Origin of the sequence: Limnohabitans sp. Bal53 (assembly GCF_003063355.1) — a bacterium.
GTDB lineage: Bacteria > Pseudomonadota > Gammaproteobacteria > Burkholderiales > Burkholderiaceae_C > Limnohabitans_A.
Genome location: NZ_NESH01000002.1, coordinates 580,340 through 600,168 on the forward strand (window position 1 = coordinate 580,340; position 19,829 = coordinate 600,168).

A 19,829-nucleotide genomic window follows, 5' to 3' on the forward strand; every position below is an offset into this window, starting at 1 on the left:
ATCAATCTGCCAGGGTGTAACGATGGCACAGCTCTAAAAACGCTTCAAGCCGGGGGTCAAGTCCGGTTTCTTCTTTCAGCAAGGCGGCCACAGCAGGTGCCATGCGGGCCGCTTGCCGGGCATCGAGGAACAGCGCACGCCAACGGCGAGCCAGCATGTCTTCCACCGTCAATGCCCATTCATGGCGGGCCGCAAAGCGCACCATGGCCTCGCTCAGGCCCATGCCCAGGTCAAGCCCGGCTCCGGGCAAGCGCAGCACCTCTTCGGCCTCGGTGCCCCACAAATGCAAACCGGGGGCGTCGCCGATACGCGAGTATGCCGCCGAGACTGAGGTGGTCGCTGAATCAACTGGCGGCGCACCCACCAAGCGGTGCAGCGCGGTGTTCACCGGACTTGGGGCCACGCCCAGCCCTGCGGCCAGGTCGCCGTGCTCGGCCAGTGCCTGCATCACTTGCTCGGCCATGCTGCGGTACGTGGTCCACTTGCCGCCCGTCACCGTCACAAAACCCGGTGCTTCGCGGCGAATCAGGTGCTCGCGCGACATTTGGCTGGTCGACCCGCCTGCCGCAGCCGCTGCGCCCTGCACCACCAAGGGGCGCAAACCGACCCAGACACTCAGCACATCGGCCCTGCTCAAGCTCACGCCCAGCGACTGGCGGGCTTCGCGAAAAAGAAACTCCAGCTCCTCGGCCATGGGCACGGGCTCTTGCGGCGCGTCGGCGCAGGGGGTGTCGGTGGTGCCAATCACGGTGGCCCCCAGCCAAGGCACGGCAAACAAGACACGGCCATCGGCGGTGCGCGGAATCAACACCGCCTCGCGAATGGGCAAACGCTCGCGGGCCACCACCAGGTGCACGCCCTGACTGGCCGTGACCAGTGGCTTGACTGGGGTGCCTTCGCTGCGGGTGCTGCTGCTGGGCGACAAGGCCATGTGGCGCAAACCATCGACCCAGACCCCGGTGGCATTGACCACACAACGGGCCAGGCTCACGCGGGTTTGGCCACTGCGCTCGTCCAGCCACTGCACCCGCCAGCCCTGCGACTCGCGCTGCAAACCCGTGACCCGGGCGTGGTTGTGCAAACTGGCCCCAGCGCGGCGAGCCGTCTTGGCCAGCGCCAAGGCCAGGCGCGCGTCTTCAAACTGTGCATCCCAGTAACGCATACCCGCCACCCAGGTGTTTTGCGGCCCAGCGCTGCCCGCCACGGCTGCAGTGCCACCTGCAACGCCATTAGAAGCATCGCCCGGGCAACGCGCCAGCAACTGGCGGCGCGATAAGGCCACCGTGCGCCCCAAGCTCCAGCGCCCAGACAACCATTGGTAGACTTTCAAGCCCATGCCCGTCCAGGCCCAAGACAGCCAACTGGCCCCGGGCACCACAAAAGACAAAGGCTGGGCCAAATGTGGGGCCAAGGCCAGCACCGTGGCGCGTTCGCGCAAGGACTCGCGCACCAGCCGCCATTGCCCCTGCGCCAGGTATCGCACGCCGCCGTGCAGCAACTTGGTTGAGCGCGACGAGGTGCCACAGGCCCAATCGCCCGCCTCCAGCAAGGTCACGCGCTGGCCTTGAAGCGCAGCCTGCACGGCCACCCCCAAGCCCGTTGCACCACCACCGACCACCAACACATCCCACGGGGCATCGGGTTCAGTGGGCGCACCGGAGGCGTTCACGCGGGGGGCATCAGAAGACCAAGCGCTTGGATTTTCCACAAATTTTCCTGAAATGATCAAAAAATATTGTTCTAAATTGACCGTTTTTGATTGTATCTGTGAAGTGCTCGGTTTTTGCGCTATTCTGAAGAACTGTGTCCGACCCTGACCTACAGCGACTGCCATGGCCCTCAATCCCCGACAACTGTCCCTTTTGCAAGCCGTGCGCGAACACGGCAGCGTCAAAACCGAAACCCTGGCCGAACAGCTGGGCATCCCCCTGCAAACCGTGCGGCGCGACCTGCAGCGCCTAACGGAGACAGCCATGCTCGAGCGCTTTCATGGCGGTGTGCGGGTGGCCGACTCGTCCACACGCAACACCACTTACGCCGAGCGCCAACGCACCCAGGCGCAGGCCAAACAAGACATCGCCCGGCAAGTGGCACAAGCCATCCCCGACGGTGCCAGCCTGTTCATGAACATTGGCACCACCGTCGAGGCCGTGGCCCGCGAACTGCTGCAGCACAAAGGCCTGCGCGTGGTGACCAACAACCTGCATGTGGCGCACATCCTCGCGGCCAACCCCCAGTGCGAAGTGCTGGTAGCAGGCGGCACCGTGCGCCATGAAGACCTGGGCGTGGTGGGCGAAGCGGCGCTGGCCTTCATCCGCCAATTCAAGGTCGACATTGGCCTGATCGGCATCAGCGGCATCGACGCCGACGGCACCCTGCGCGACTACGACATGCGCGAAGTCATGGTGGCCCGCGCCATCGTGGCCCAGTCACGGCAAGTCTGGCTGGTGGCTGACCACAGCAAATTCGACCGCCCGGCCATGATCGAAATGGCCCCGCTCCAAGCGGTACACACCCTGTTTACCGACTTGCCCCCTGCCATGGAACTGGCCGAGCGCATGGGCGAATGGGGGGTGAAGTGCGTAGTTTCGGGCGGTACTGAGGTGGATGAGCTCGCCTGAACGGGGGTTGAAGAGATCAGACATGGCCGCCCGCCAACGGACACCCCACACAACCATCGTTCATTCGTCCTTTAGAACCGGACTTTGTTGGTTCTGAACACTTTGCCTAACGGCCTGCGCCAGACGGCCCGAGCTTTCTGCGGCCAAAAAATCTGCTTCCAGAGCGTCGAGCGGGTCGGCATCCGCAGGGGCCGCCTGGCGGACATCGTAGAGCGCGATAGCCTCGCGCGCCTCAGAGACCGTCAAGCCCGAAGCCTCGGCAATGCGGCCCAAAGTTGCCCAATACTCGATCTGGCCGGCCACCGAACGGCGCATGCTTGAGGCCGCGTCACGGGCCTGACTGACCAAACCTGAAGACAACTTGACGGATGAGAACGAAGATGAGGACGAAGACGACGATGCGGACATGAGGCTCTCCTTTTGGCGCATTTTGCGCCAAAAAAAAACCAAAGCGGTCATACATCGCTCAAAAAACCATGGCGGAGACTGTGTAAAGAAGCATCCACACCCACCGTGCCCAAGCCTGTGGATAAACCCTAGGACAACTGCGCCAAGGCGCATGGCGACTGGGCTGGCGCTATGCGCTCAAAAAATGAGCAGCAAGGCTACGGACAACCGAGGGGAAGAATCGATCAAGTACCGAACTTTATGGCTTATTTTTTCAAATATAGTAGTGCTATTCCATCAGAAGTATGACCGTACAGCCAGAACACCGAGCAAGGTCTGAAGGCTCCACTCACCAGTTCTCCTGCGCTGTAGCCGCCACATCTGTCATCACCTCACAGCTTTGAAAGCCCCCGCACCCCGCTTCCTCCTCATCGGCTTTGGCGCTGTCGGCCAAGGCCTGGCACCTTTGCTGGTGCAGGCTTTGGGGGTTGAGCCCTCGCGCATCACCGCTTGGGCAGCCGATCTGGAAGGGGTCTCTGTGGCGCAGGCTGTTGGCATGGCCCTGCAATTGCAGCCCCTCACACCCGACAACCATGCCCAGCTGCTGGCCGCGCACTTGCAAGCGGGCGATGTGTTGCTGAACCTGGCGGTCGAAGTCAGCAGCCATGACCTGATCGTCTGGTGCCAACAACACGACGTGCTGTATCTGGACACTGGCATTGAACCTTGGCCCGGCGGCTACCAGCCCGACCAAGGCCTGGAGCCCACCACCAACCAATGGCTACGCGAACAAGTGCTGGCGCTGCGCCAAGCTGACCGCGCCACCGCCGTGCTGGCGCACGGGGCCAACCCGGGCTTGATCTCTCACCTGGCCAAACGGGCACTGGAGCAACTCGCGCACGATCAAGACCTGCCCTGCACACCAGGCCGCTGGGCCGACTTGGCGCAGGCGCTTGGCGTGCAAGTTATCCAGGTGGCCGAGCGTGACACACAAACCGACCACCGTCCCGTGGCGGCGGGCGAGTTTTGCAACACTTGGTCCGTGCCAGGCTTCATCAGCGAACTGAGCCAAGCCTGCGAAGCGGGCTGGGGCAGCCACGAAAGCACCCTGCCCCCAGGCGCACAGCGCCCCAGCCAAGGCTCGCAAGCCAGCATCTACTGGCCCCACCCCGAGCAAGGCCTGGTTCAGGTCAAGTCGTGGGTGCCCTCAACTGGCGACAGCTTGGCCTGGCTGGTCACGCACAACGAATCGATTTCATTGGCCGAGTTTTTGACGGTGCAAGATAGCCAAGGCCAAACCAGCTACCGCCCCACGGTGTATTTCGCCTACCAGCCCTGTCCGCAAGCGTGCCAGTCAATCGCGCACTGGCTGGGCCAGCACAAACAAACCCCCAACGCGCAAAACGTGATGCCTCTGGCCGACTTGCAGCAAGGGCAAGACGAGTTGGGCGTGTTGCTGTGCCACAGCACAGGTGCCTACTGGTACGGCAGCACCCTTAGCCTAGAGGCCGCACGCACCTTGGCCCCGCACAACAGCGCCACCACTTTGCAAGTGGCCGCAGGCATTGTGGGCGCAGTGGCCTGGATGCTGGACCACCCCCGCGCAGGCATCACCGAAGCCGAAGCCATGGACAGCGACCAAGTGCTGGCCGTGGCCCTGCCTTACCTGGGCCAGGTGGGCGGCACGCACACGCACTGGCAACCCGGGCCAGATCTGCGCTTTCAGAATTTCATCGCATCCACCACACCATGAAACGATCCATTTCTGTCCCCTTGATATTTCTGGGCACCCTGGGTGCTCTGAGCGGCTGCAGCGACGAGCCGCCGGCCAACACCGAAGTTCAAGTCAAGCAAGACTTTTACGCCAGCTTGGACGATTGCCAGCGCGACTGGGGCAATGAGCCCGAAAACTGCCAACAGGCCCTGACCACCACCAGCGTCAACGGGCAAGACACCGTGAGCAGCGGCTACGCAGGCAGCAACGCCGCCACAGACAGCACCAACGCCATGACTTCGGCGGGCACCCCCAGCGCCTCGTCATCCAGCGGATTTCATGGCGGTGGCGGTTACCGCTATTCCGGCCCCCGTTATTTCTGGTACCGAAACGAACAGGGCGGTTACCCCATGGCTGTGGATTCCAGCGGCAAAACCCGCCCCGTCATCGGCAGCCGCATCCCGCCCTCCGGTGCCCAATTCGCCAGCCAATCGGTCAACACCCGCACCGCCATGCCCACACACATGACGGCATCCAAAGGCGTGGTGCGCAGTGGTTTTGGCAGCTTCGGGCGCGGCCTAAGTGGGGGCGGCTAAGCCATGCAGCGCCTGACCCTGACCCCACGGCCCGACAAAGCCACCAAGCTCGAAGCGATTGGCCTGTCCTTTCACGCCTGGGATGATTATTGGAACGAAACCGCCTGCTACCGCTTTAACGCCCAGCAGGTCGACGAACTCGAAGCCGCCACCGAAGAACTGCACGCCATGTGCTTGCAAGCGGTCGGTCATGTGATCACCCAAGGACGGCTGGCACACCTGGGTTTTCCGTTACACGCGCACGCCTTGATCGAAGCCTCATGGCACAAGCGCGAGCCCAGCCTGTATGGCCGCTTTGACTTGGCGTATGACGGTAACTCGCCCCCGCGCATGCTCGAATACAACGCCGACACGCCCACCTCGCTGCTCGAATCGGCCGTGGCCCAGTGGTACTGGCTGCAAGATGTGTTTCCAAAAGCCGACCAATTCAACTCACTGCACGAACGCCTGGTTGAGCGCTGGCAACAGCTGCGTGTGCAAGGTCCGCTGCACATCGCCTCGCTCGACGACAACGAAGAAGACTGGGTCTGCACCCATTACCTGATCGAAACCGCCTTGCAGGCCGGGCTGCACGCCGAACACATCACCCTGGAAAACATCGGCTGGGACAACGCACAACAGCGTTATGTGGACATGGCGCAAAAGCCCATCACCACCCTGTTCAAGCTCTACCCCTGGGAATGGATCTTCAAAGAGCCTTTTGGCCTGCACATAGCGGCCAGCCAAACCCGGTTCATTGAACCAGCTTGGAAAGCGGTGCTCTCGTGCAAAGGCATCCTGCCCGTGCTGTGGGAACTGTTTGAAGGCCACCCCAACCTGCTGCCCGCCTACTTTGAGCCCGGGCGGCTGCAGCACTACGCCCGCAAACCCATGTTTTCACGCGAAGGGGCCAATGTGCAGCTGCACACCCCGCAGGGCATGAGCGCCGGAGCCGAAGGGCCTTATGGCGCGGAAGGTTTTGTGTACCAAGCCCTGGCCCCCATGCCGCAATTTGATGGGCGCTACCCCGTCATCGGCTCGTGGATCGTGGGCGACAGCGCAGCGGGCATGTGCCTGCGCGAAGACACCCGCCCTGTCACCACCAACATGAGCCAGTTTGTTCCCCACTTTTTTGAATGAGCCCCAACATGCAAGCCTTTCTCGCCTTCCTCCAGTACTTTGTGGCCGCCCTGCTCTTGCTGGGCGCCTTTTTGGTGGTGTACGTGCGCGTGACGCCCTACAACGAGTTTGAACTGATCAAACAAGACAACGCCGCTGCCGCCATCTCATTGGCCGGGGCCTGCATCGGCTTTGCCCTGCCCATGGCCGCAGCCATCTACCTCACACACGACCTGCTGGAAATGATCAAGTGGGCTGTCATCACCGGCGCAGCACAAATCGCCGTATTTACCCTGCTGCGCCGCTTCGCCCCCGCCATCGAACAAGGCCACACCGCTCCGGCGATCTTCTTGTGCGCCATGTCGGTGGCGACGGGGGTGTTGAATGCGGTGTGTATCAGTTGATCGATCAAAACCAACCATCCTCATATTAATTATCAAAAAATCACAATTTAATTGATGCACGGAAAAGCACCAAACCTCCTTAATAATATTAAAAATATACGAACTCATGACATACGGACACTACACCACAGCAACATCTTTAATTGGAATTTTGGAAAATGAAGCTCTGTGGGCTACCAATATAAAATTCCTTAATGATGAACATGAATTTTAGCATGCATTGGATTTGGCCAGGAAAGTAATAATACGATCGAAAGAGAAGTTTGATCGAACATCAAAATTCGCAAATGTGTACGATTTATACATTACTGAAATAGAAAAGACTTTCACTAACCTTGAGCTTTACAGTTCTGAATCAATATTTACTTGCTCTTTTTCCGAGCAAACAGATTTACTGAGTCAATGGAGAGGTTATTGCCCAGGAAACCAAGGCTACTGCATTCACTTTAATATTGAGAAAATACTTGAATTTGCATTAATAAAATACCCTACCTGCAAGATATTCAAATGCGTATACGACAACAGTGAAAAAGAAAAAAATCGCAATGGTACTTAATGAACACTAGCATCGCTACTATGCTACCAATGATGTAAAAAGTCGCCAAACAGTTATTGATAATTTAGCGGAAAAAATGATAATTCTTGCTTCACATTTTAAGCATCCATCTTTTGCAGAAGAGAACGAACATCGTTTGGTTATTCAACTAAATTTTGATGCATCAGAACATACAAAATTCAGGGCAGGCCCCCTTTCTATAATTCCGTATATTGAAATACCTGCACCACGCAATTTCATTGAAGAGATTTGCGTTGGCCCAACTAGGGTTCAGCAGTTGGCAAAAAGAGGCCTATTTGCATTAATTGAAGCAAAATATGAAATTCCCATCGTTCTCACGTCGGTAACTGTCAGCGAATCTTCAATACCTTACCGGGCTTAGCAGACTACAAATCAATGATCTCTTGATTAATAATCTGCAAGTATCATTAGTTACGAAAAAAGAAATCTAAAAAGTTGATTTTAGAAACAATAAAGAGGATGCCGATTAGCTTGGAGTCAACCCTTCTTCCTAGGCGGCAACCCCGTGTGCTGCGTCAGCAACTGCCCCTTCTTCGGCTGCCCGATGCGCTTGGGCGCTGTCGACAAAGACACCGACGACTTAGCCCCCGCGCCCGTGCTGTTTTTACGGCGGGCGCTTTGGTAGCCTTCTTCGGCCAGTGGCTGCCAGTTGGGGATCAGGTGGTGTTTGCCGTTGCCGATCAAGTCGGACCGGCCCATGGCTTTGAGGGCTTCGCGCAGCAGAGGCCAGTTGTTGGCGTCGTGGTAGCGCAAAAAGGCTTTGTGCAAGCGGCGGCGTTTGTCGCCTTTGACCACGTCCACTTTTTCGCTGTCGCGGGTGATTTTGCGCAGCGGGTTGCGGGTGGAGTGGTACATGGCCGTGGCCGTGGCCATGGGGCTGGGGTAGAAGGTTTGCACCTGGTCGGCGCGGAATCCGTTCTTCTTGAGCCAGACGGCCAGGTTCATCATGTCTTCGTCGCTGGTGCCCGGGTGGGCTGCGATGAAGTACGGGATGAGGAACTGCTTTTTGCCGGCCTCTTCGCTGTACTTGTCAAACATCTGTTTGAACTTGTCGTAGCTGCCGATGCCCGGCTTCATCATCTTGGACAGCGGGCCGCCCTCGGTGTGCTCGGGCGCGATCTTGAGATACCCGCCCACATGGTGCTGCACCAGTTCTTTCACATATTCGGGCGACTGCACGGCCAGGTCGTAACGCAGGCCAGAGCCGATCAGAATCTTCTTGATGCCCTTGAGGTTGCGCGCCCGGCGGTACATGTTGATGAGCGGGCCGTGGTCGGTGGTCAGGTTCTGGCAGATGCCGGGGAACACGCAGCTCGGTTTACGGCAGGCCGATTCGATGGCCGGACTCTTGCAGCCTAGGCGGTACATGTTGGCCGTGGGGCCGCCCAGGTCAGAGATGACGCCGGTGAAGCCTTTGACCTTGTCGCGGATGTCTTCCACCTCGCGGATGATGGATTCTTCAGACCGGCTTTGGATGATGCGGCCTTCGTGCTCGGTGATGGAGCAAAAGGTGCAGCCGCCAAAGCAGCCGCGCATGATGTTCACGCTGAAGCGGATCATTTCCCACGCGGGGATTTTGGTCGAGTGGTCATGGCTGCCGTTTTCATCGGCATAGCGTGGGTGCGGGCTGCGGGCATACGGCAGGTCAAACACATGGTCCATCTCTGCGGTGGTCAGCGGGATGGGCGGCGGGGTGATCCAAACATCGCGGGCGGTGGTGCCTTCGCCATGCGCTTGCACCAGGCAGCGGGCGTTGCCGGGGTTGGTCTCCAGGTGAAGCACGCGGTTGGCGTGGGCATAGAGCACGGCGTCTTGCTTGACCTGCTCGTAGCTGGGCAGGCGGATGACGCTTTTGTCGCGGGGCGGGACTTTGTGGGTGCCTTTGCCGCGCAGCTCGGAAGAAGCAGTCATGGATTGCCGCGCTTCGCTCGCAATGACGGAGCTTGTGGATTGCCCTGCTTCGCTCTCAATGACAGAGCTTGTGGGTTGCCGCGCTTCGCTCGCCATGACGGAGCTTGTGGATTGCGGTGCTTCGCTCGCCATGACAACGGTTGTGGATTGCCGCGCTTCGCTCGCCATGACAACGGTTGTGGATTGCCGCGCTTCGCTCGCCATGACAGAACTTTCGTCATCGCGAGGAGCGAAGCGACGTGGCGATCCAGTAGCAGCGTTCGGCACAAAGCGAAGAGGTTGAACCTTCCTGTTCTCGACCTCAGCCACTTCCTTGGCCTCTTCCTCACGGGCGCAAGTGGCGCCCTGCTCTCGCGCCTGGTCAGAGATCATCAAATACGGGTTGATGTGCGCCTCAACGTGCCCGGGCGTGTCCACGCTGGTGGAGTCGATCTCGAACCAGCCTTCAGGCGTTTCGCGGCGCACAAAGGCGGTGCCGCGCACGTCGGTGATCTGCTGCACCGGCTCGCGGGCGGCCAGACGGTGGGCGATCTCGACAATCGCGCGCTCGGCGTTGCCGTACAAAAGTAAGTCGCACTTGCTGTCCACCACCACCGACCGGCGCACTTTGTCAGACCAGTAGTCGTAATGCGCGATGCGGCGCAGGCTGCCTTCGATGCCGCCGAGCACGATGGGCACTTCGGGGAAGGCTTCGCGGCAACGCTGGCTGTAAACGATGGCCGCACGGTCGGGTCGCTTGCCGCCCACATCGCCCGGGGTGTAGGCGTCGTCGGTGCGAATTTTCCGGTCCGCCGTGTAGCGGTTGATCATGGAGTCCATGTTGCCGCTGGTCACACCCCAAAACAGATTGGGTTTGCCCAGTTCTTTGAAGGCGTCAGCGCTGGTCCAGTCGGGCTGCGCGATGATGCCCACCCGAAAACCCTGGTTTTCCAGCATGCGGCCAATGACCGACATGCCAAAGCTGGGGTGGTCCACATAGGCGTCGCCCGTCACGATGATGATGTCGCAGCTGTCCCAACCCAGTTGGGTCATTTCGGCGCGGCTCATCGGCAAAAACGGGGCCGTGCCAAAGCGCTGCGCCCAGAACTTGCGGTAACTGGTCAGTGGTTTGGCGTCACGCGGGAAGAAAGAGACGTCGACAAAGGCGTTCATGGGCGGGCATTCGGGATAACCCGCTAGTGTAGGTGCTGAGCGTTGGGCTTGAAGTCGGCGCGGGTATTCACCCCTGCTCGAACACGCCCCAAGGCGCAACCCTCCTTACAGGTCTTTTTGGGCGCGCTGGATCAAGTCCACAAAGGCTGGGGCGTCGCCCAAAGCTTGAGCGGCCAGCAAGGCCAACTTGACGAGAAAGAGTTCGGATTTTTCAGGGCCTGCGGCGTCAATGGCCATGGCCAATTGGTCGTAGGCGGTTTCCAGGCCGGCAATGTCCAGACCAGTGGTGGGGTTCATGGGGCTTCTCCGGTGGTGGCTTGTGCAAGAGCTGCATCCAGGCGCTGGGCATCGAGGTGCAACCAGCGGGCGCAAATGTGTTGGTCGGGACGCAAAAGGTAAGCCGCACAGGGGGCGGTCACGCCGTAGCGGCTGTACACCTGCCCCTGCGGGTCAGACAGCACTTGCAGCCAAGGCGCGTCGGCCTGGCTGGGCTGCAGGCCCGCATTTGCGGCGTCTTCTTGGGTGATGCAAGTGACCTTGAGCGGCAAGCCCTTAACCCGCCATTGGGTCACGGTGGCCCGCACATCGGCTGGCAAAGCGTCGGCCGCGCCAAACCACAGCAGGTCAAAGCCGCCACCCAAGTGGTCCAGCAAAAACTGCTCTGGCGTCAAACGCACATTGAGTGGCGGTGCGCCGTGCGCGGGGCCGGACTGGAAATGCGCGTTGTCGTCCGCGCGGCAGTTGAGGCTGGAGTGGCTGTACTCGTGCGGGCGTGAGGTGCGCCAGTGGTAGAGCGGGCGCACAAAGGCTTCGGTGAGCGAAAGCGACAAAACAGCGTCGCGCAGCAAACGGAAACCGCGTGTGGGCGGGGTCATGAACCGGGTGCTTTTGCCCGCTTCTTCGATGATTTCCCAGGCCGCGCCCACGCGCTCGGCGCTGTAGTTGGCCAGCAATGCGCTGGAGGCCTGCCCACGGCACACCAGACCCAGCCGCCAGGCCAAGGCCTGCGCGTCCTGAAAGCCGGTGTTGGCACCCCGCACACCAAAAATCGGCAGCAGGTGGGCGGCGTCGCCCATGAACAAGGTGCGGCCCACCAAGTAATCGGGCAAGGTGAGCGTGCGGGCCGAATAGACAGAGCACCAGTCCATCTCCCAGGGCTTGTCGGCGTGGCCGATCAGAGACAGTTGGGCATTGATTCGGGTTTTGAGCGATTCGGGCGACAAGGCTTGCTCGGGGGTTTCGCCCTCGGGCAGTTGGTAGTCAATGCGCCAGATGCCCAGGGGCTCGCGGTGCAGCAGCACCGTGTTGCCGCGGTTCCATTCGGGGTCAAAAAAAGCCAGGCGCTCGGTGGGCAAAGGCAGGTCGATGCGGATGTCGGCGATGACAAAACGGCCTTCGTAGGACGCGCCTTCGAGCTTGAGGTCCAGCATGCTGCGGATGCCTGAGCGGGCGCCGTCCGAGGCAACCAGCCACTCGGTATTCAGGGTATAGGGGCCTTCGGGGGTGTCCACTTGCAGTTGGGCGTGGTCGGCATGCTGCTCAACCGCCGTGACGCGGTTGCCCCAACGCAGATCGATCAGAGGGTTGGCCTGGCAGGCTTCAACCAGGTACTGCTCCAGAAACTGCTGCTGCAGGTTGATCATGGGGCCAAAACGGTCGTTGTCGTCGTGGGGAGCTTCCATACGGTAAACCCGCTCGCCACGGTAAAACGAGTTGCCAAAGCGCCAAGGTAAGCCGTTTTGCGTGACACGATCAGCCACACCCACTTGCTGCAGGATTTCCATGGAGCGGCGGGTGAACACGATGGCGCGGCTGCCTTCGCAAACCTGTTGCTCCGATTCCAGCAAGACACACGGCACACCATAACGGGCCAGTTCCAGTGCCGCCGTCAGCCCCACCGGCCCACCGCCCGCGATCACCACCGGGTGCATCGGCTGCGCTGGGTGCTCCGAGGGCAACCAAGGCTGGTGCACGGTGTAGTTGAAATAGATCGAGGGCCGGGGCGCGTTGGCCGGTTGGTGCATGGTGCCTCCAGAGATGGGAATTTCACTGACTCAATGGGGGCCGAGTTTAGACAAGGTCCGGCAGACAAGACGTCACCTTTTGGGGACAGGCTCGGGGCTATTCGGGGCAAGCAACCAGGCCACCAAGGCTTTGTGGCTCGACACGCCCAACTTGCGGTAAATGCGCTTGGTGTAGGTCTGTGCACTGGCCAGCGTCAGGCCCAAGCGCTCGGCCAATTGTTCGGTGCTCAGGCCTTCCAGCAAACCGCGCACCACATCCAAGTCGCGCGGGCTGAGCGCCGGACCCCGCAGGGCCAAGCGGTCCAGCAGCAAGGCCATCAGATCGACGCTGAGCACTTGACCGGTGTAGTGCAGGCGCACGGCCTGCACAATCAAAGGGGCCAGGGCCTGCACGTTGGCCAGCTCGGTCTCTGACATGAGGCCATGCTCAAGCCCCCGGTAGAGGTTGACCGATAGCCAGCGCCGCCCCTCGTGCAGCGACAAAATGGCCAGCCGCTCGGCCACGCGGGGCCATTCATAGCAAATTTGCCGGTACTCTGGATGCTCGACAGCGTGTGCAGCTTGCCGGTGCAGCACGATGTGCGGCTGCTGGGGAGAGGCCCGCAGGGCTGCCTGGTGGTGCGCTTGCATGGCCTGCTGCGCGCCGTCCAACCTGTAAAAACGCTGCACATAGGCCTGCGAGATGTCGGGCAAGTCACGGGTGCGCGAGCGGTCGCCCACCGCCAGCGTGCGTGGCCGCCCTGCGCCCTCAAAGGAAAAAATGGTGCACTGCGCCATGGGCACCCAGGTGGCCAATAAGCGCAAGATTTCCTCGGCCACGGCGTGGCGGTCGGAAGCGCCCAATTTCCACATCAAAGCCGCCACCTGCCAAAGCGGCACATCGGGCGAGGCCCCAGGGTTAGCCGGGCAAACCCAATGGCCCGATGGTGCGCACGCAAGGGAACAGTCTGGACAGGTCATGGGGCCATGTTAGCGGTGACGCAGTCGCAGCGCCGCATTGGTATTTCAGTCGTGGGCGTGCGCAGGTAAATACTTTTGGAAGTCTGTTCTTGTTCTTGCTTGAGGGTAAGTACGAACCACTTTATAAGAAAATAAAATTAAAGTATTTGGATGCTAAATAATTCTTTTATGACATTCAGCACCCATTCACGGCTGTCTTGGACAGTGACTACGCAGCACCACTTGCTTTGCGATGTTCAGAACGAAAAGTCCCGCAAGATTTATTGTCCCAGTGCGGACAAATACTCGAAGGTAGCGTTCCGTGCAAGCCTCTTGAATTTGTTCTCGAACACGGTGCCCTTCATGGGTCTTGGGCCACTGTTACTGGCATTCCTTCCCTTTTACATGGCACATTGGTTTTGGCAACGCCATCGCCAGCAGCCGGGCTGGATCATCGACCTTCATCAGCGCAGCATACAAACAGTCTGGCAAAAATACGATCACTCTTATCAGCTGACCTCTGAAATGGGCTTGCTGGCACATCATCGACAGATTGATATCACACACCCGAGTCAAGGCCCCATCTTGACCCTTTTCACAGCAGCCTCGTCGAAAGATCCACTGGATGCAAAAGCAATGGCCAATTTAGCCCACATATTGGCCGATCGGCTTCAATTGCGGCTGGTAGGCTGCCGTATTGACCTCTCGTAAATCTGCCAGAAGCATCGCGGGTCCGATATCCTCGATACATGCCTTTTTCTATCGCCCGACCCGCCCACCACGAACTGGTCATCAAAAAGAGCCATTTCATCGCCTGTGTCGAGTCGGTCGCCGGACGCGATGAGGCGCAGGCCCGGGTGGCCCAGCTCAAGGCCCTTCACCCCGATGCCGCCCATGTGTGCTGGGCGCTGCTGGCCGGGGGCCAGTCGGCGGCCAACGACGATGGTGAGCCTGGCGGCACGGCCGGACGCCCCATGCTGGAGGTGTTGCGTCACCAAGACTTGGAAGGCGTGATGGCTTCGGTGGTGCGTTACTTTGGCGGCGTCAAGCTGGGCGCGGGCGGGCTGGTGCGGGCCTACACCGATGCGGTGGCGCAAGCCTTGCTCAGCGCCGAAAAGATTCCGCTCATCGTTCAGACGTCGCTGGCTTGCAGCGTGCCTTATGCCCTCGAAGGCCTGGTGCGGCGCGAACTAGAGCTGGCCCAAGCTCAACTGCTGGAGGTGGCCCACGGCAGCGTGGTCACCTTGCGCTTTACCTTGCCGCAAACGCAGGCGTCGGCCTTGATGGCGCGCTTGAGCGAGAGCGGTCGGGGTCAGCTGGTCTGGCTGGAAGGTGACAGTTCAACCTGATCAGAGAGCCTTGACGGCTCCATAATGTCCGAATGCCCGAAGAACTCCCGCTGAACCGTCCGAAGTCCAAAACAGATTTGTTTGTGTCCTTCACCTTGTTGGCTTTGCAGGGCTTCGGTGGGGTGCTGGCCGTGGTGCAACGCGAGGTGGTCGAGCGCAAGCGCTGGATGACACCCGCTCAGTTTGTCGAGGACTGGGCGGTGGCACAAATTCTGCCCGGCCCCAACGTGATCAATTTTTGTCTGATCATTGGTGGGCGCTATTTCGGCTTGCGTGGAGCGCTGGCAGCGCTGGCAGGCATGTTGGCTGCACCCACTGCCGTTTTATTGGTGCTGGCCCTCGCATTTGGCAGTGTTTCTGATCAAGCATGGGCTCAAGGGGCCTTGCGCGGCATGGGGGCTGTGGCCGCGGGCATGATTGCAGCCACGGGCATCAAGCTCATCACAGCGCTGAAATCCAATCCCATGGGGATCGCCGTCTGCACGGCCGTCATGCTGAGCACGTTCATAGGCGTGAGTTTGTTGCGCTGGCCCTTGATGTGGGTGCTGCTGGGCATTGGCAGTTTGGCCTGCGGCTGGGCCTATGTTCAACTGACCAGACAAGCCAACGCAACGAAGGCCACTCCATGATGCTCAATCTTCAATTGAGTGTGGGAGACTGGCTGGCCTTGTTCAACCATTTCCTGTCGCTGTCCTTGTTGGCAGTGGGCGGTGCGATCATCACGGCACCCGACATGCATCGCTTTTTGGTGGACGAAAACCAGTGGCTGACCGAGCAGCAATTTAGCTCATCCATTGCGTTGGCCCAGTCGGCCCCGGGCCCCAATGTGTTGTTTGTCGGCTTGATGGGCTGGAACGTGGGACTCAATGCTGGCGCAGGCCTGGGCGGTGGCTGGATCAGTGTGGCCTTGTCAGCGCTGGGCATGTTAACCAGCCTGTTGGGCATCATGCTGCCCTCTTCGGTGTTGACCTACACCACCACGCGCTGGGCGCACAAGCACCGCAACAACCGCGGTGTGAGGGCTTTCAAGCTGGGCATGGCCCCTGTAGTGATTGCCCTGCTGGTGTCCACGGGCTGGTTGCTCACGGCCAGCCACAACGACCCCATGCGCGACTGGCCACTATGGGTGTTGACGCTGGTGGCCATAGGCCTGGTCTGGCGCACGCGCATCCACCTGTTGTGGCTCATTGGGGCAGGCGCCCTGCTCGGGGCTACTGGTTTTGTTTGAAGCTGCAACCGCCGCATACAGCTTTTGCCAACGGGTCTTTAGCGCGGACTTTCGAAGAACACCGTGTTCGAGTAATCGCTGACCTCGAAATAGACTTTTTTCTCGCCAGCGTCAACCTCGAAATTGAAGTTCTCGTCGAGCACGCCGTAACCATAACGGTAAGCACGCGGGGCTTTGTCGTCGGTTCCCAAAGCCGTGCTGACTTTGTCCACCTGGATGAAGCGGCGCACCAGCTTGTCGCCAGCGTAGACCTCCATCACACCGTTGGTGCCGGTCCAGTTCTGGATGCTGCGGCTGATTTTGTTTTGCTGCTCTTGCGTGCAAGCGGCCAGCAGGCTGGCTGCACCCACTGCAAGTACCAAGGCGATCCGAGTTGTATTTTTGGACATGGCGTACTCCCTTTTTTGAATGCTTGGTTGTGGCGCAAGCCGCTCAGCTGCGCTGACGCAAAGCTTCATACAGACAGACGCCGCTGGCGACCGAGACGTTCAGGCTCTCCACAGCGCCGCGCATGGGGATACTGACCAGTTCGTCGCAATTTTTGCGCGTGAGCTGGCGCATGCCATCACCCTCGGCCCCCAGCACCAAGGCTGTAGGCACTTTCAGGTCAGCTTGGTAGATGCTGCGTGGCGCGTCGCCGCTGGTGCCGATCACCCAAATGCTGCGTTCCTTGAGCTCGCCCAAGGTACGCGCCAAGTTGGTGACCATGAAATACGGCATGGTTTCGGCCGCACCACTGGCCACTTTGGCCACGGTGGCGTTGATGCCGGCCGCATGGTCCTTGGGGGCGATCACGGCGTGCGCACCTGCACCATCGGCCACACGCAGGCAGGCGCCCAGGTTGTGCGGGTCGGTGACGCCGTCCAGCACCAAGAGCAAAGGCGGGCCTTGTACGGTGTCAAGAAGGTCGTCGAGCGAATGGTTTTGCGGCAAGGGGGCGACCACGGCCACCACTCCCTGGTGGCCATGGCCACCAGCCAGCTTGGCCAGGCGTTCGTTGTCCGACTCGATCATGCGCATGCCCGAGTCTCGGGCCTTGTCGATGAACTGCCGCATGCGCGCGTCGCGACGCGTGACCTCGTAATGGATTTCAACAACGGATTGGGGGGCGATCTTGAGGCGAACGCCCACGGCATGGAAGCCGAACAGCACTTTGTGGGATGACATGCTGGGATTATCGTTGGTCCCACCACCCTGTCCGATCCCAACATTCAGCGATGGGCATGGAACAGGCTCTGCAAACCATCGCCCAAGGGTGGGCTCCTTCAGAAAAATAACCGACTTATGGTTGAGCGGTCGCCTCGCTCAAACGCCCGGCCTGAATCACCAAGCTGCGCTCACAACGAGCGGCCAACTGCCGGTCGTGTGTGACCAAGACCAAGGTGGTGCCCTGCTCGCGGTTGAGCGCGAACATCAAATCCATGATGGCCTCGCCCGTGGCGTGGTCCAGACTGCCTGTGGGCTCGTCGGCCAAGAGAAGATCGGGCTGCACCACAAAAGCACGGGCCAAGGCCACGCGCTGCTGCTCACCACCCGACAAGACTTTGGGCAAATGTTTGAGACGCTCGCCCAAGCCCACGCGCTGCAGCATGGCGGTGGCCGTGCTGCGGGCATCGGGCCAATCGGCCAGCTCCAAGGGCAGCATCACGTTTTCGAGGGCGGTGAGGTTGGGCATGAGCTGAAAGCTCTGGAACACAAAACCCACATGCTGGGCCCGCACAGCGGCGCGTTCGTCTTCAGTCAAATCAAACAGCGACTGGCCCGCCAGCATGACCTGACCACTGCTGGGCGTGTCCAGGCCTGCAAGGATGGCGAGCAAGGTGCTTTTGCCCGAGCCGGAAGCACCGACAATGGCGGCTGTTTCCCCAGCGCTCAATGAGAAATCGATATCGCGCAAAATGTCCAGTTGCCCACTGGCATCTTGCACACTTTTGGAAACGCCACGCACGGCAATGATGGATTCAGGCATGCACAAACCTTTGTTGAGACGACGACACTTTAACTGGACCCTGCTGGCCCTTGCCGGCTGGGGCTTTGCCGCATCGGTCCAAGCCGCTTCAGCCCAGCGCATTTTGGTGCTGGGCGACTCCCTGAGCGCCGAGTACGGTCTGGCCCGGGGCACGGGCTGGGTGGCCTTGCTGCAAAAACAATTGGACCAAGAAAAGCCCGGTGCCCAAGTCATCAACGCCAGCATCAGCGGCGACACCACCTCGGGCGGTCGCTCTCGCCTGCCCGCCTTGCTCAAACGCCACCAGCCCAGCCATGTGGTCATAGAGCTGGGCGGCAACGACGCACTGCGCGGCCTGCCCATGGCCATGACCCAAGGTAATTTGCTGGCCATGACGCAACAAGCCCAAGCGGCCGGGGCCAAGGTGCTGCTGCTGGGCATGCAAATGCCGCCCAATTACGGCCCCGACATGGCCCGCCAGTTTGAAGCGGCATATGCCCAGGTGGCCAAAAGCCAAAAGGCGGCGCTGGTGCCCTTCTTTTTGAAAGGCGTGGGCGACGACCCCGAGCCGCTCAAATGGTTCCAGGCCGACCGCATCCACCCCAATGAAGCCGCGCAGCCGCGCATGCTGGCCAACGTCTGGCCCACTTTGAAGAAACAATTGAAATGAGCCTTCACCTGATCTCGGCCTCTGAGGCCATGGCCCAACTGGACCAGTTTGACGCGATCCTCGACGCCCGCTCTGAAGGCGAGCATGCGGAAGACCACCTGCCCGGCGCGTTCAGTTGGCCATCGCTCAACAACGAAGAGCGCATCAAGGTGGGCACGCTGTACAAACAGGTCAGCCCTTTTGAGGCACAAAAGGTGGGGGCTGCGCTGGTGGCCAAAAACATCGCCCGCCACATCGAAACCCAAGTGATGGACAAGCCCAAGAACTGGCAGCCGCTGGTGTACTGCTGGCGTGGGGGCAAGCGCAGCAACTCGCTGGCGCTGATCCTGGGGCAAATCGGTTTCAAGGTGCACCTGATCGAGGGCGGCTACAAAGCCTTTCGCAAAGAGGTGATGGAAAACACGCCCCGCCAGGCCCAGCGCCTGCAGTTCAAGGTGCTGTGCGGACCCACCGGTTCGGGCAAAACGCGTTTGCTGCAAGCATTGGCTCAAGAAGGCGCACAGGTGCTGGACCTGGAAGCCATTGCCTGCCACCGCAGCTCGGTGCTGGGCCTGATCCCCGGCACGCCGCAGCCCACTCAAAAGGCGTTTGACACACAGGTGTGGAATGCTTTGCGCGGTTTCAGCGCCGATCGTCCGGTGTTCGTTGAAGCGGAGAGCAAAAAAGTGGGCAATCTGGCCGTGCCCGATGCGCTCATGACCGCCATGCGGGTCAGCCCATGCCTGCGGGTAGACCTGTCACTGGAAAACAGGGTGAATTTGCTGCTGGAGGACTACGCGTTCTTCACACAAGACCGCGCCTTGTTTGCCGACCGCCTGGAGCGCCTGACGGCCCTGCGCGGTAAGGCCGTGGTTCAAGGCTGGCAAGAACGCATCGAGCGGGGTGAAATGCGCGAGGTGGTGACCGAATTGCTCTCAGGCCATTACGACCCGGGATACGAGACATCCACGGGCAACAACTTTGTGCACTACGCCCAAGCCCCTCTGGTCACGCCAGCGAGCCACAGCATGGCCGACATGCTAATTTTGGCGCGTGAGCTGGTTCAAGGGACATGAGGACATATTGTGCAGACGATTGTTGGGGGTCTGCGAGGGCACCATCGCCCACAGGGCTAGGCTCCTACGGAGAAGCAGTTTGGCACTGTGTAGGAGCCCCCCTGTGGGCGATGGGCGCGAAAATAAGCTGCGAGGCTATCGCGACGAGGACGTCGC

General features: G+C 60.2%; 21 protein-coding genes. 12 read left to right on the forward strand and 9 right to left on the reverse strand.

What is annotated here, in order from left to right; all coding sequences use genetic code 11:
- Window position 1: 1 nt before the first annotated feature.
- Entirely contained in the window at window positions 2-1,708 is a 1,707-nt protein-coding gene (locus tag B9Z50_RS07640; RefSeq protein WP_233249805.1) for a glycerol-3-phosphate dehydrogenase/oxidase, read from the reverse strand.
- A gap of 124 nt (window positions 1,709-1,832) precedes the next feature.
- On the opposite strand from B9Z50_RS07640, the gene B9Z50_RS07645 reads away from it, so the two are divergent.
- Window positions 1,833-2,621 carry a DeoR/GlpR family DNA-binding transcription regulator gene (locus B9Z50_RS07645; RefSeq protein ID WP_108363050.1) on the forward strand — a complete coding sequence of 263 codons (789 nt, stop codon included), beginning with the start codon at window positions 1,833-1,835 and terminating at the stop codon, window positions 2,619-2,621.
- A 60-nt stretch (window positions 2,622-2,681) separates the two neighbouring features.
- Here B9Z50_RS07645 and B9Z50_RS07650 read toward each other — a convergent pair whose 3' ends face one another.
- Entirely contained in the window at window positions 2,682-3,029 is a 348-nt protein-coding gene (locus B9Z50_RS07650) for a hypothetical protein (protein ID WP_108363673.1), read from the reverse strand.
- A 379-nt stretch (window positions 3,030-3,408) separates the two neighbouring features.
- Between B9Z50_RS07650 and B9Z50_RS07655 the strand changes: the two genes are divergently transcribed.
- From B9Z50_RS07655 to B9Z50_RS18150, 5 genes are all read left to right on the forward strand, one after another.
- Window positions 3,409-4,761 (forward strand): saccharopine dehydrogenase NADP-binding domain-containing protein, encoded by a 1,353-nt coding sequence (locus B9Z50_RS07655; protein WP_108363051.1) that lies wholly within the window; start codon window positions 3,409-3,411, stop codon window positions 4,759-4,761.
- Entirely contained in the window at window positions 4,758-5,318 is a 561-nt protein-coding gene (locus B9Z50_RS07660) for a hypothetical protein (protein ID WP_108363052.1), read from the forward strand. Before B9Z50_RS07655 ends, B9Z50_RS07660 begins: the two co-directional genes overlap by 4 nt.
- 3 nt (window positions 5,319-5,321) lie before the next feature.
- A complete protein-coding gene (locus B9Z50_RS07665) occupies window positions 5,322-6,437 on the forward strand; it encodes a glutathionylspermidine synthase family protein (protein WP_108363053.1) in 1,116 nt (371 codons plus the stop codon).
- Window positions 6,438-6,445: 8 nt separating this feature from the next.
- Complete coding sequence (locus B9Z50_RS07670; RefSeq protein WP_199221688.1) at window positions 6,446-6,820, forward strand: DUF350 domain-containing protein; 375 nt, start codon at window positions 6,446-6,448, stop codon at window positions 6,818-6,820.
- A 289-nt stretch (window positions 6,821-7,109) separates the two neighbouring features.
- Window positions 7,110-7,376 carry a DUF2971 domain-containing protein gene (locus B9Z50_RS18150; RefSeq protein WP_158270645.1) on the forward strand — a complete coding sequence of 89 codons (267 nt, stop codon included), beginning with the start codon at window positions 7,110-7,112 and terminating at the stop codon, window positions 7,374-7,376.
- A gap of 498 nt (window positions 7,377-7,874) precedes the next feature.
- Here B9Z50_RS18150 and B9Z50_RS07680 read toward each other — a convergent pair whose 3' ends face one another.
- From B9Z50_RS07680 to B9Z50_RS07695, 4 genes are all read right to left on the reverse strand, one after another.
- Entirely contained in the window at window positions 7,875-10,460 is a 2,586-nt protein-coding gene (locus tag B9Z50_RS07680) for a YgiQ family radical SAM protein (RefSeq protein ID WP_108363056.1), read from the reverse strand.
- Between the two features lie 105 nt (window positions 10,461-10,565).
- Window positions 10,566-10,757, reverse strand: coding sequence for a DUF2783 domain-containing protein (locus B9Z50_RS07685; RefSeq protein WP_108363057.1), 192 nt, complete (start codon window positions 10,755-10,757; stop codon window positions 10,566-10,568).
- Window positions 10,754-12,484 carry an FAD-dependent monooxygenase gene (locus tag B9Z50_RS07690; protein WP_108363058.1) on the reverse strand — a complete coding sequence of 577 codons (1,731 nt, stop codon included), beginning with the start codon at window positions 12,482-12,484 and terminating at the stop codon, window positions 10,754-10,756. The genes B9Z50_RS07685 and B9Z50_RS07690 overlap by 4 nt, the downstream gene beginning before the upstream one ends.
- Window positions 12,485-12,556: 72 nt before the next feature.
- Window positions 12,557-13,444 carry a helix-turn-helix transcriptional regulator gene (locus B9Z50_RS07695; protein WP_108363059.1) on the reverse strand — a complete coding sequence of 296 codons (888 nt, stop codon included), beginning with the start codon at window positions 13,442-13,444 and terminating at the stop codon, window positions 12,557-12,559.
- A 168-nt stretch (window positions 13,445-13,612) separates the two neighbouring features.
- On the opposite strand from B9Z50_RS07695, the gene B9Z50_RS07700 reads away from it, so the two are divergent.
- The 4 genes from B9Z50_RS07700 to B9Z50_RS07715 are packed head-to-tail and all read left to right on the forward strand — an operon-like array spanning window position 13,613 to window position 16,000.
- Window positions 13,613-14,134 (forward strand): hypothetical protein, encoded by a 522-nt coding sequence (locus B9Z50_RS07700; RefSeq protein ID WP_108363060.1) that lies wholly within the window; start codon window positions 13,613-13,615, stop codon window positions 14,132-14,134.
- Between the two features lie 38 nt (window positions 14,135-14,172).
- Window positions 14,173-14,772 carry a YigZ family protein gene (locus B9Z50_RS07705; RefSeq protein WP_108363061.1) on the forward strand — a complete coding sequence of 200 codons (600 nt, stop codon included), beginning with the start codon at window positions 14,173-14,175 and terminating at the stop codon, window positions 14,770-14,772.
- 32 nt (window positions 14,773-14,804) lie between these two features.
- The gene (locus B9Z50_RS07710; RefSeq protein WP_108363062.1) at window positions 14,805-15,401 is read left to right on the forward strand and encodes a chromate transporter; all 597 of its coding nucleotides are present in this window, start codon (window positions 14,805-14,807) and stop codon (window positions 15,399-15,401) included.
- Entirely contained in the window at window positions 15,398-16,000 is a 603-nt protein-coding gene (locus tag B9Z50_RS07715) for a chromate transporter (protein ID WP_108363063.1), read from the forward strand. The genes B9Z50_RS07710 and B9Z50_RS07715 overlap by 4 nt, the downstream gene beginning before the upstream one ends.
- A 38-nt stretch (window positions 16,001-16,038) precedes the next feature.
- Here B9Z50_RS07715 and B9Z50_RS07720 read toward each other — a convergent pair whose 3' ends face one another.
- The 3 genes from B9Z50_RS07720 to B9Z50_RS07730 all read right to left on the reverse strand — a co-directional run bounded on the left by B9Z50_RS07720 (window position 16,039) and on the right by B9Z50_RS07730 (window position 17,969).
- On the reverse strand, window positions 16,039-16,389 hold the full coding sequence (locus B9Z50_RS07720; RefSeq protein WP_108363064.1) for a hypothetical protein: 351 nt from the start codon (window positions 16,387-16,389) through the stop codon (window positions 16,039-16,041).
- A gap of 43 nt (window positions 16,390-16,432) precedes the next feature.
- Window positions 16,433-17,167: a 23S rRNA (guanosine(2251)-2'-O)-methyltransferase RlmB gene (gene rlmB, locus B9Z50_RS07725; protein ID WP_089960603.1), complete on the reverse strand. Its 735-nt coding sequence runs from the start codon at window positions 17,165-17,167 to the stop codon at window positions 16,433-16,435.
- A 115-nt stretch (window positions 17,168-17,282) separates the two neighbouring features.
- Window positions 17,283-17,969: an ABC transporter ATP-binding protein gene (locus tag B9Z50_RS07730; protein ID WP_199221689.1), complete on the reverse strand. Its 687-nt coding sequence runs from the start codon at window positions 17,967-17,969 to the stop codon at window positions 17,283-17,285.
- On the opposite strand from B9Z50_RS07730, the gene B9Z50_RS07735 reads away from it, so the two are divergent.
- Both B9Z50_RS07735 and mnmH read left to right on the forward strand, forming a co-directional pair.
- Window positions 17,968-18,618, forward strand: a complete 651-nt coding sequence (locus B9Z50_RS07735; RefSeq protein ID WP_108363675.1) for an arylesterase — start codon at window positions 17,968-17,970, stop codon at window positions 18,616-18,618. The two genes, B9Z50_RS07730 and B9Z50_RS07735, sit on opposite strands and share 2 nt — an antisense overlap.
- Complete coding sequence (gene mnmH, locus B9Z50_RS07740) at window positions 18,615-19,673, forward strand: tRNA 2-selenouridine(34) synthase MnmH (protein WP_108363065.1); 1,059 nt, start codon at window positions 18,615-18,617, stop codon at window positions 19,671-19,673. The genes B9Z50_RS07735 and mnmH overlap by 4 nt, the downstream gene beginning before the upstream one ends.
- The last annotated feature ends 156 nt before the right edge of the window (window positions 19,674-19,829 follow it).

Bases quoted from the DNA above. Each gene is read 5' to 3' on its own strand.
- B9Z50_RS07695 (WP_108363059.1), bottom strand. From the start codon at position 13,444: ATGACCTGTCCAGACTGTTCCCTTGCGTGCGCACCATCGGGCCATTGG.
- B9Z50_RS07730 (WP_199221689.1), bottom strand. From the start codon at position 17,969: ATGCCTGAATCCATCATTGCCGTGCGTGGCGTTTCCAAAAGTGTGCAA.
- B9Z50_RS07690 (WP_108363058.1), bottom strand. From the start codon at position 12,484: ATGCACCAACCGGCCAACGCGCCCCGGCCCTCGATCTATTTCAACTAC.
- mnmH (WP_108363065.1), top strand. From the start codon at position 18,615: ATGAGCCTTCACCTGATCTCGGCCTCTGAGGCCATGGCCCAACTGGAC.
- B9Z50_RS07660 (WP_108363052.1), top strand. From the start codon at position 4,758: ATGAAACGATCCATTTCTGTCCCCTTGATATTTCTGGGCACCCTGGGT.
- B9Z50_RS07650 (WP_108363673.1), bottom strand. From the start codon at position 3,029: ATGTCCGCATCGTCGTCTTCGTCCTCATCTTCGTTCTCATCCGTCAAG.
- B9Z50_RS07710 (WP_108363062.1), top strand. From the start codon at position 14,805: ATGCCCGAAGAACTCCCGCTGAACCGTCCGAAGTCCAAAACAGATTTG.
- B9Z50_RS07735 (WP_108363675.1), top strand. From the start codon at position 17,968: ATGCACAAACCTTTGTTGAGACGACGACACTTTAACTGGACCCTGCTG.
- B9Z50_RS07705 (WP_108363061.1), top strand. From the start codon at position 14,173: ATGCCTTTTTCTATCGCCCGACCCGCCCACCACGAACTGGTCATCAAA.
- B9Z50_RS07720 (WP_108363064.1), bottom strand. From the start codon at position 16,389: ATGTCCAAAAATACAACTCGGATCGCCTTGGTACTTGCAGTGGGTGCA.
- B9Z50_RS07685 (WP_108363057.1), bottom strand. From the start codon at position 10,757: ATGAACCCCACCACTGGTCTGGACATTGCCGGCCTGGAAACCGCCTAC.
- B9Z50_RS07670 (WP_199221688.1), top strand. From the start codon at position 6,446: ATGCAAGCCTTTCTCGCCTTCCTCCAGTACTTTGTGGCCGCCCTGCTC.
- B9Z50_RS07715 (WP_108363063.1), top strand. From the start codon at position 15,398: ATGATGCTCAATCTTCAATTGAGTGTGGGAGACTGGCTGGCCTTGTTC.
- B9Z50_RS07665 (WP_108363053.1), top strand. From the start codon at position 5,322: ATGCAGCGCCTGACCCTGACCCCACGGCCCGACAAAGCCACCAAGCTC.
- rlmB (WP_089960603.1), bottom strand. From the start codon at position 17,167: ATGTCATCCCACAAAGTGCTGTTCGGCTTCCATGCCGTGGGCGTTCGC.
- B9Z50_RS07680 (WP_108363056.1), bottom strand. From the start codon at position 10,460: ATGAACGCCTTTGTCGACGTCTCTTTCTTCCCGCGTGACGCCAAACCA.
- B9Z50_RS07700 (WP_108363060.1), top strand. From the start codon at position 13,613: ATGACATTCAGCACCCATTCACGGCTGTCTTGGACAGTGACTACGCAG.
- B9Z50_RS07645 (WP_108363050.1), top strand. From the start codon at position 1,833: ATGGCCCTCAATCCCCGACAACTGTCCCTTTTGCAAGCCGTGCGCGAA.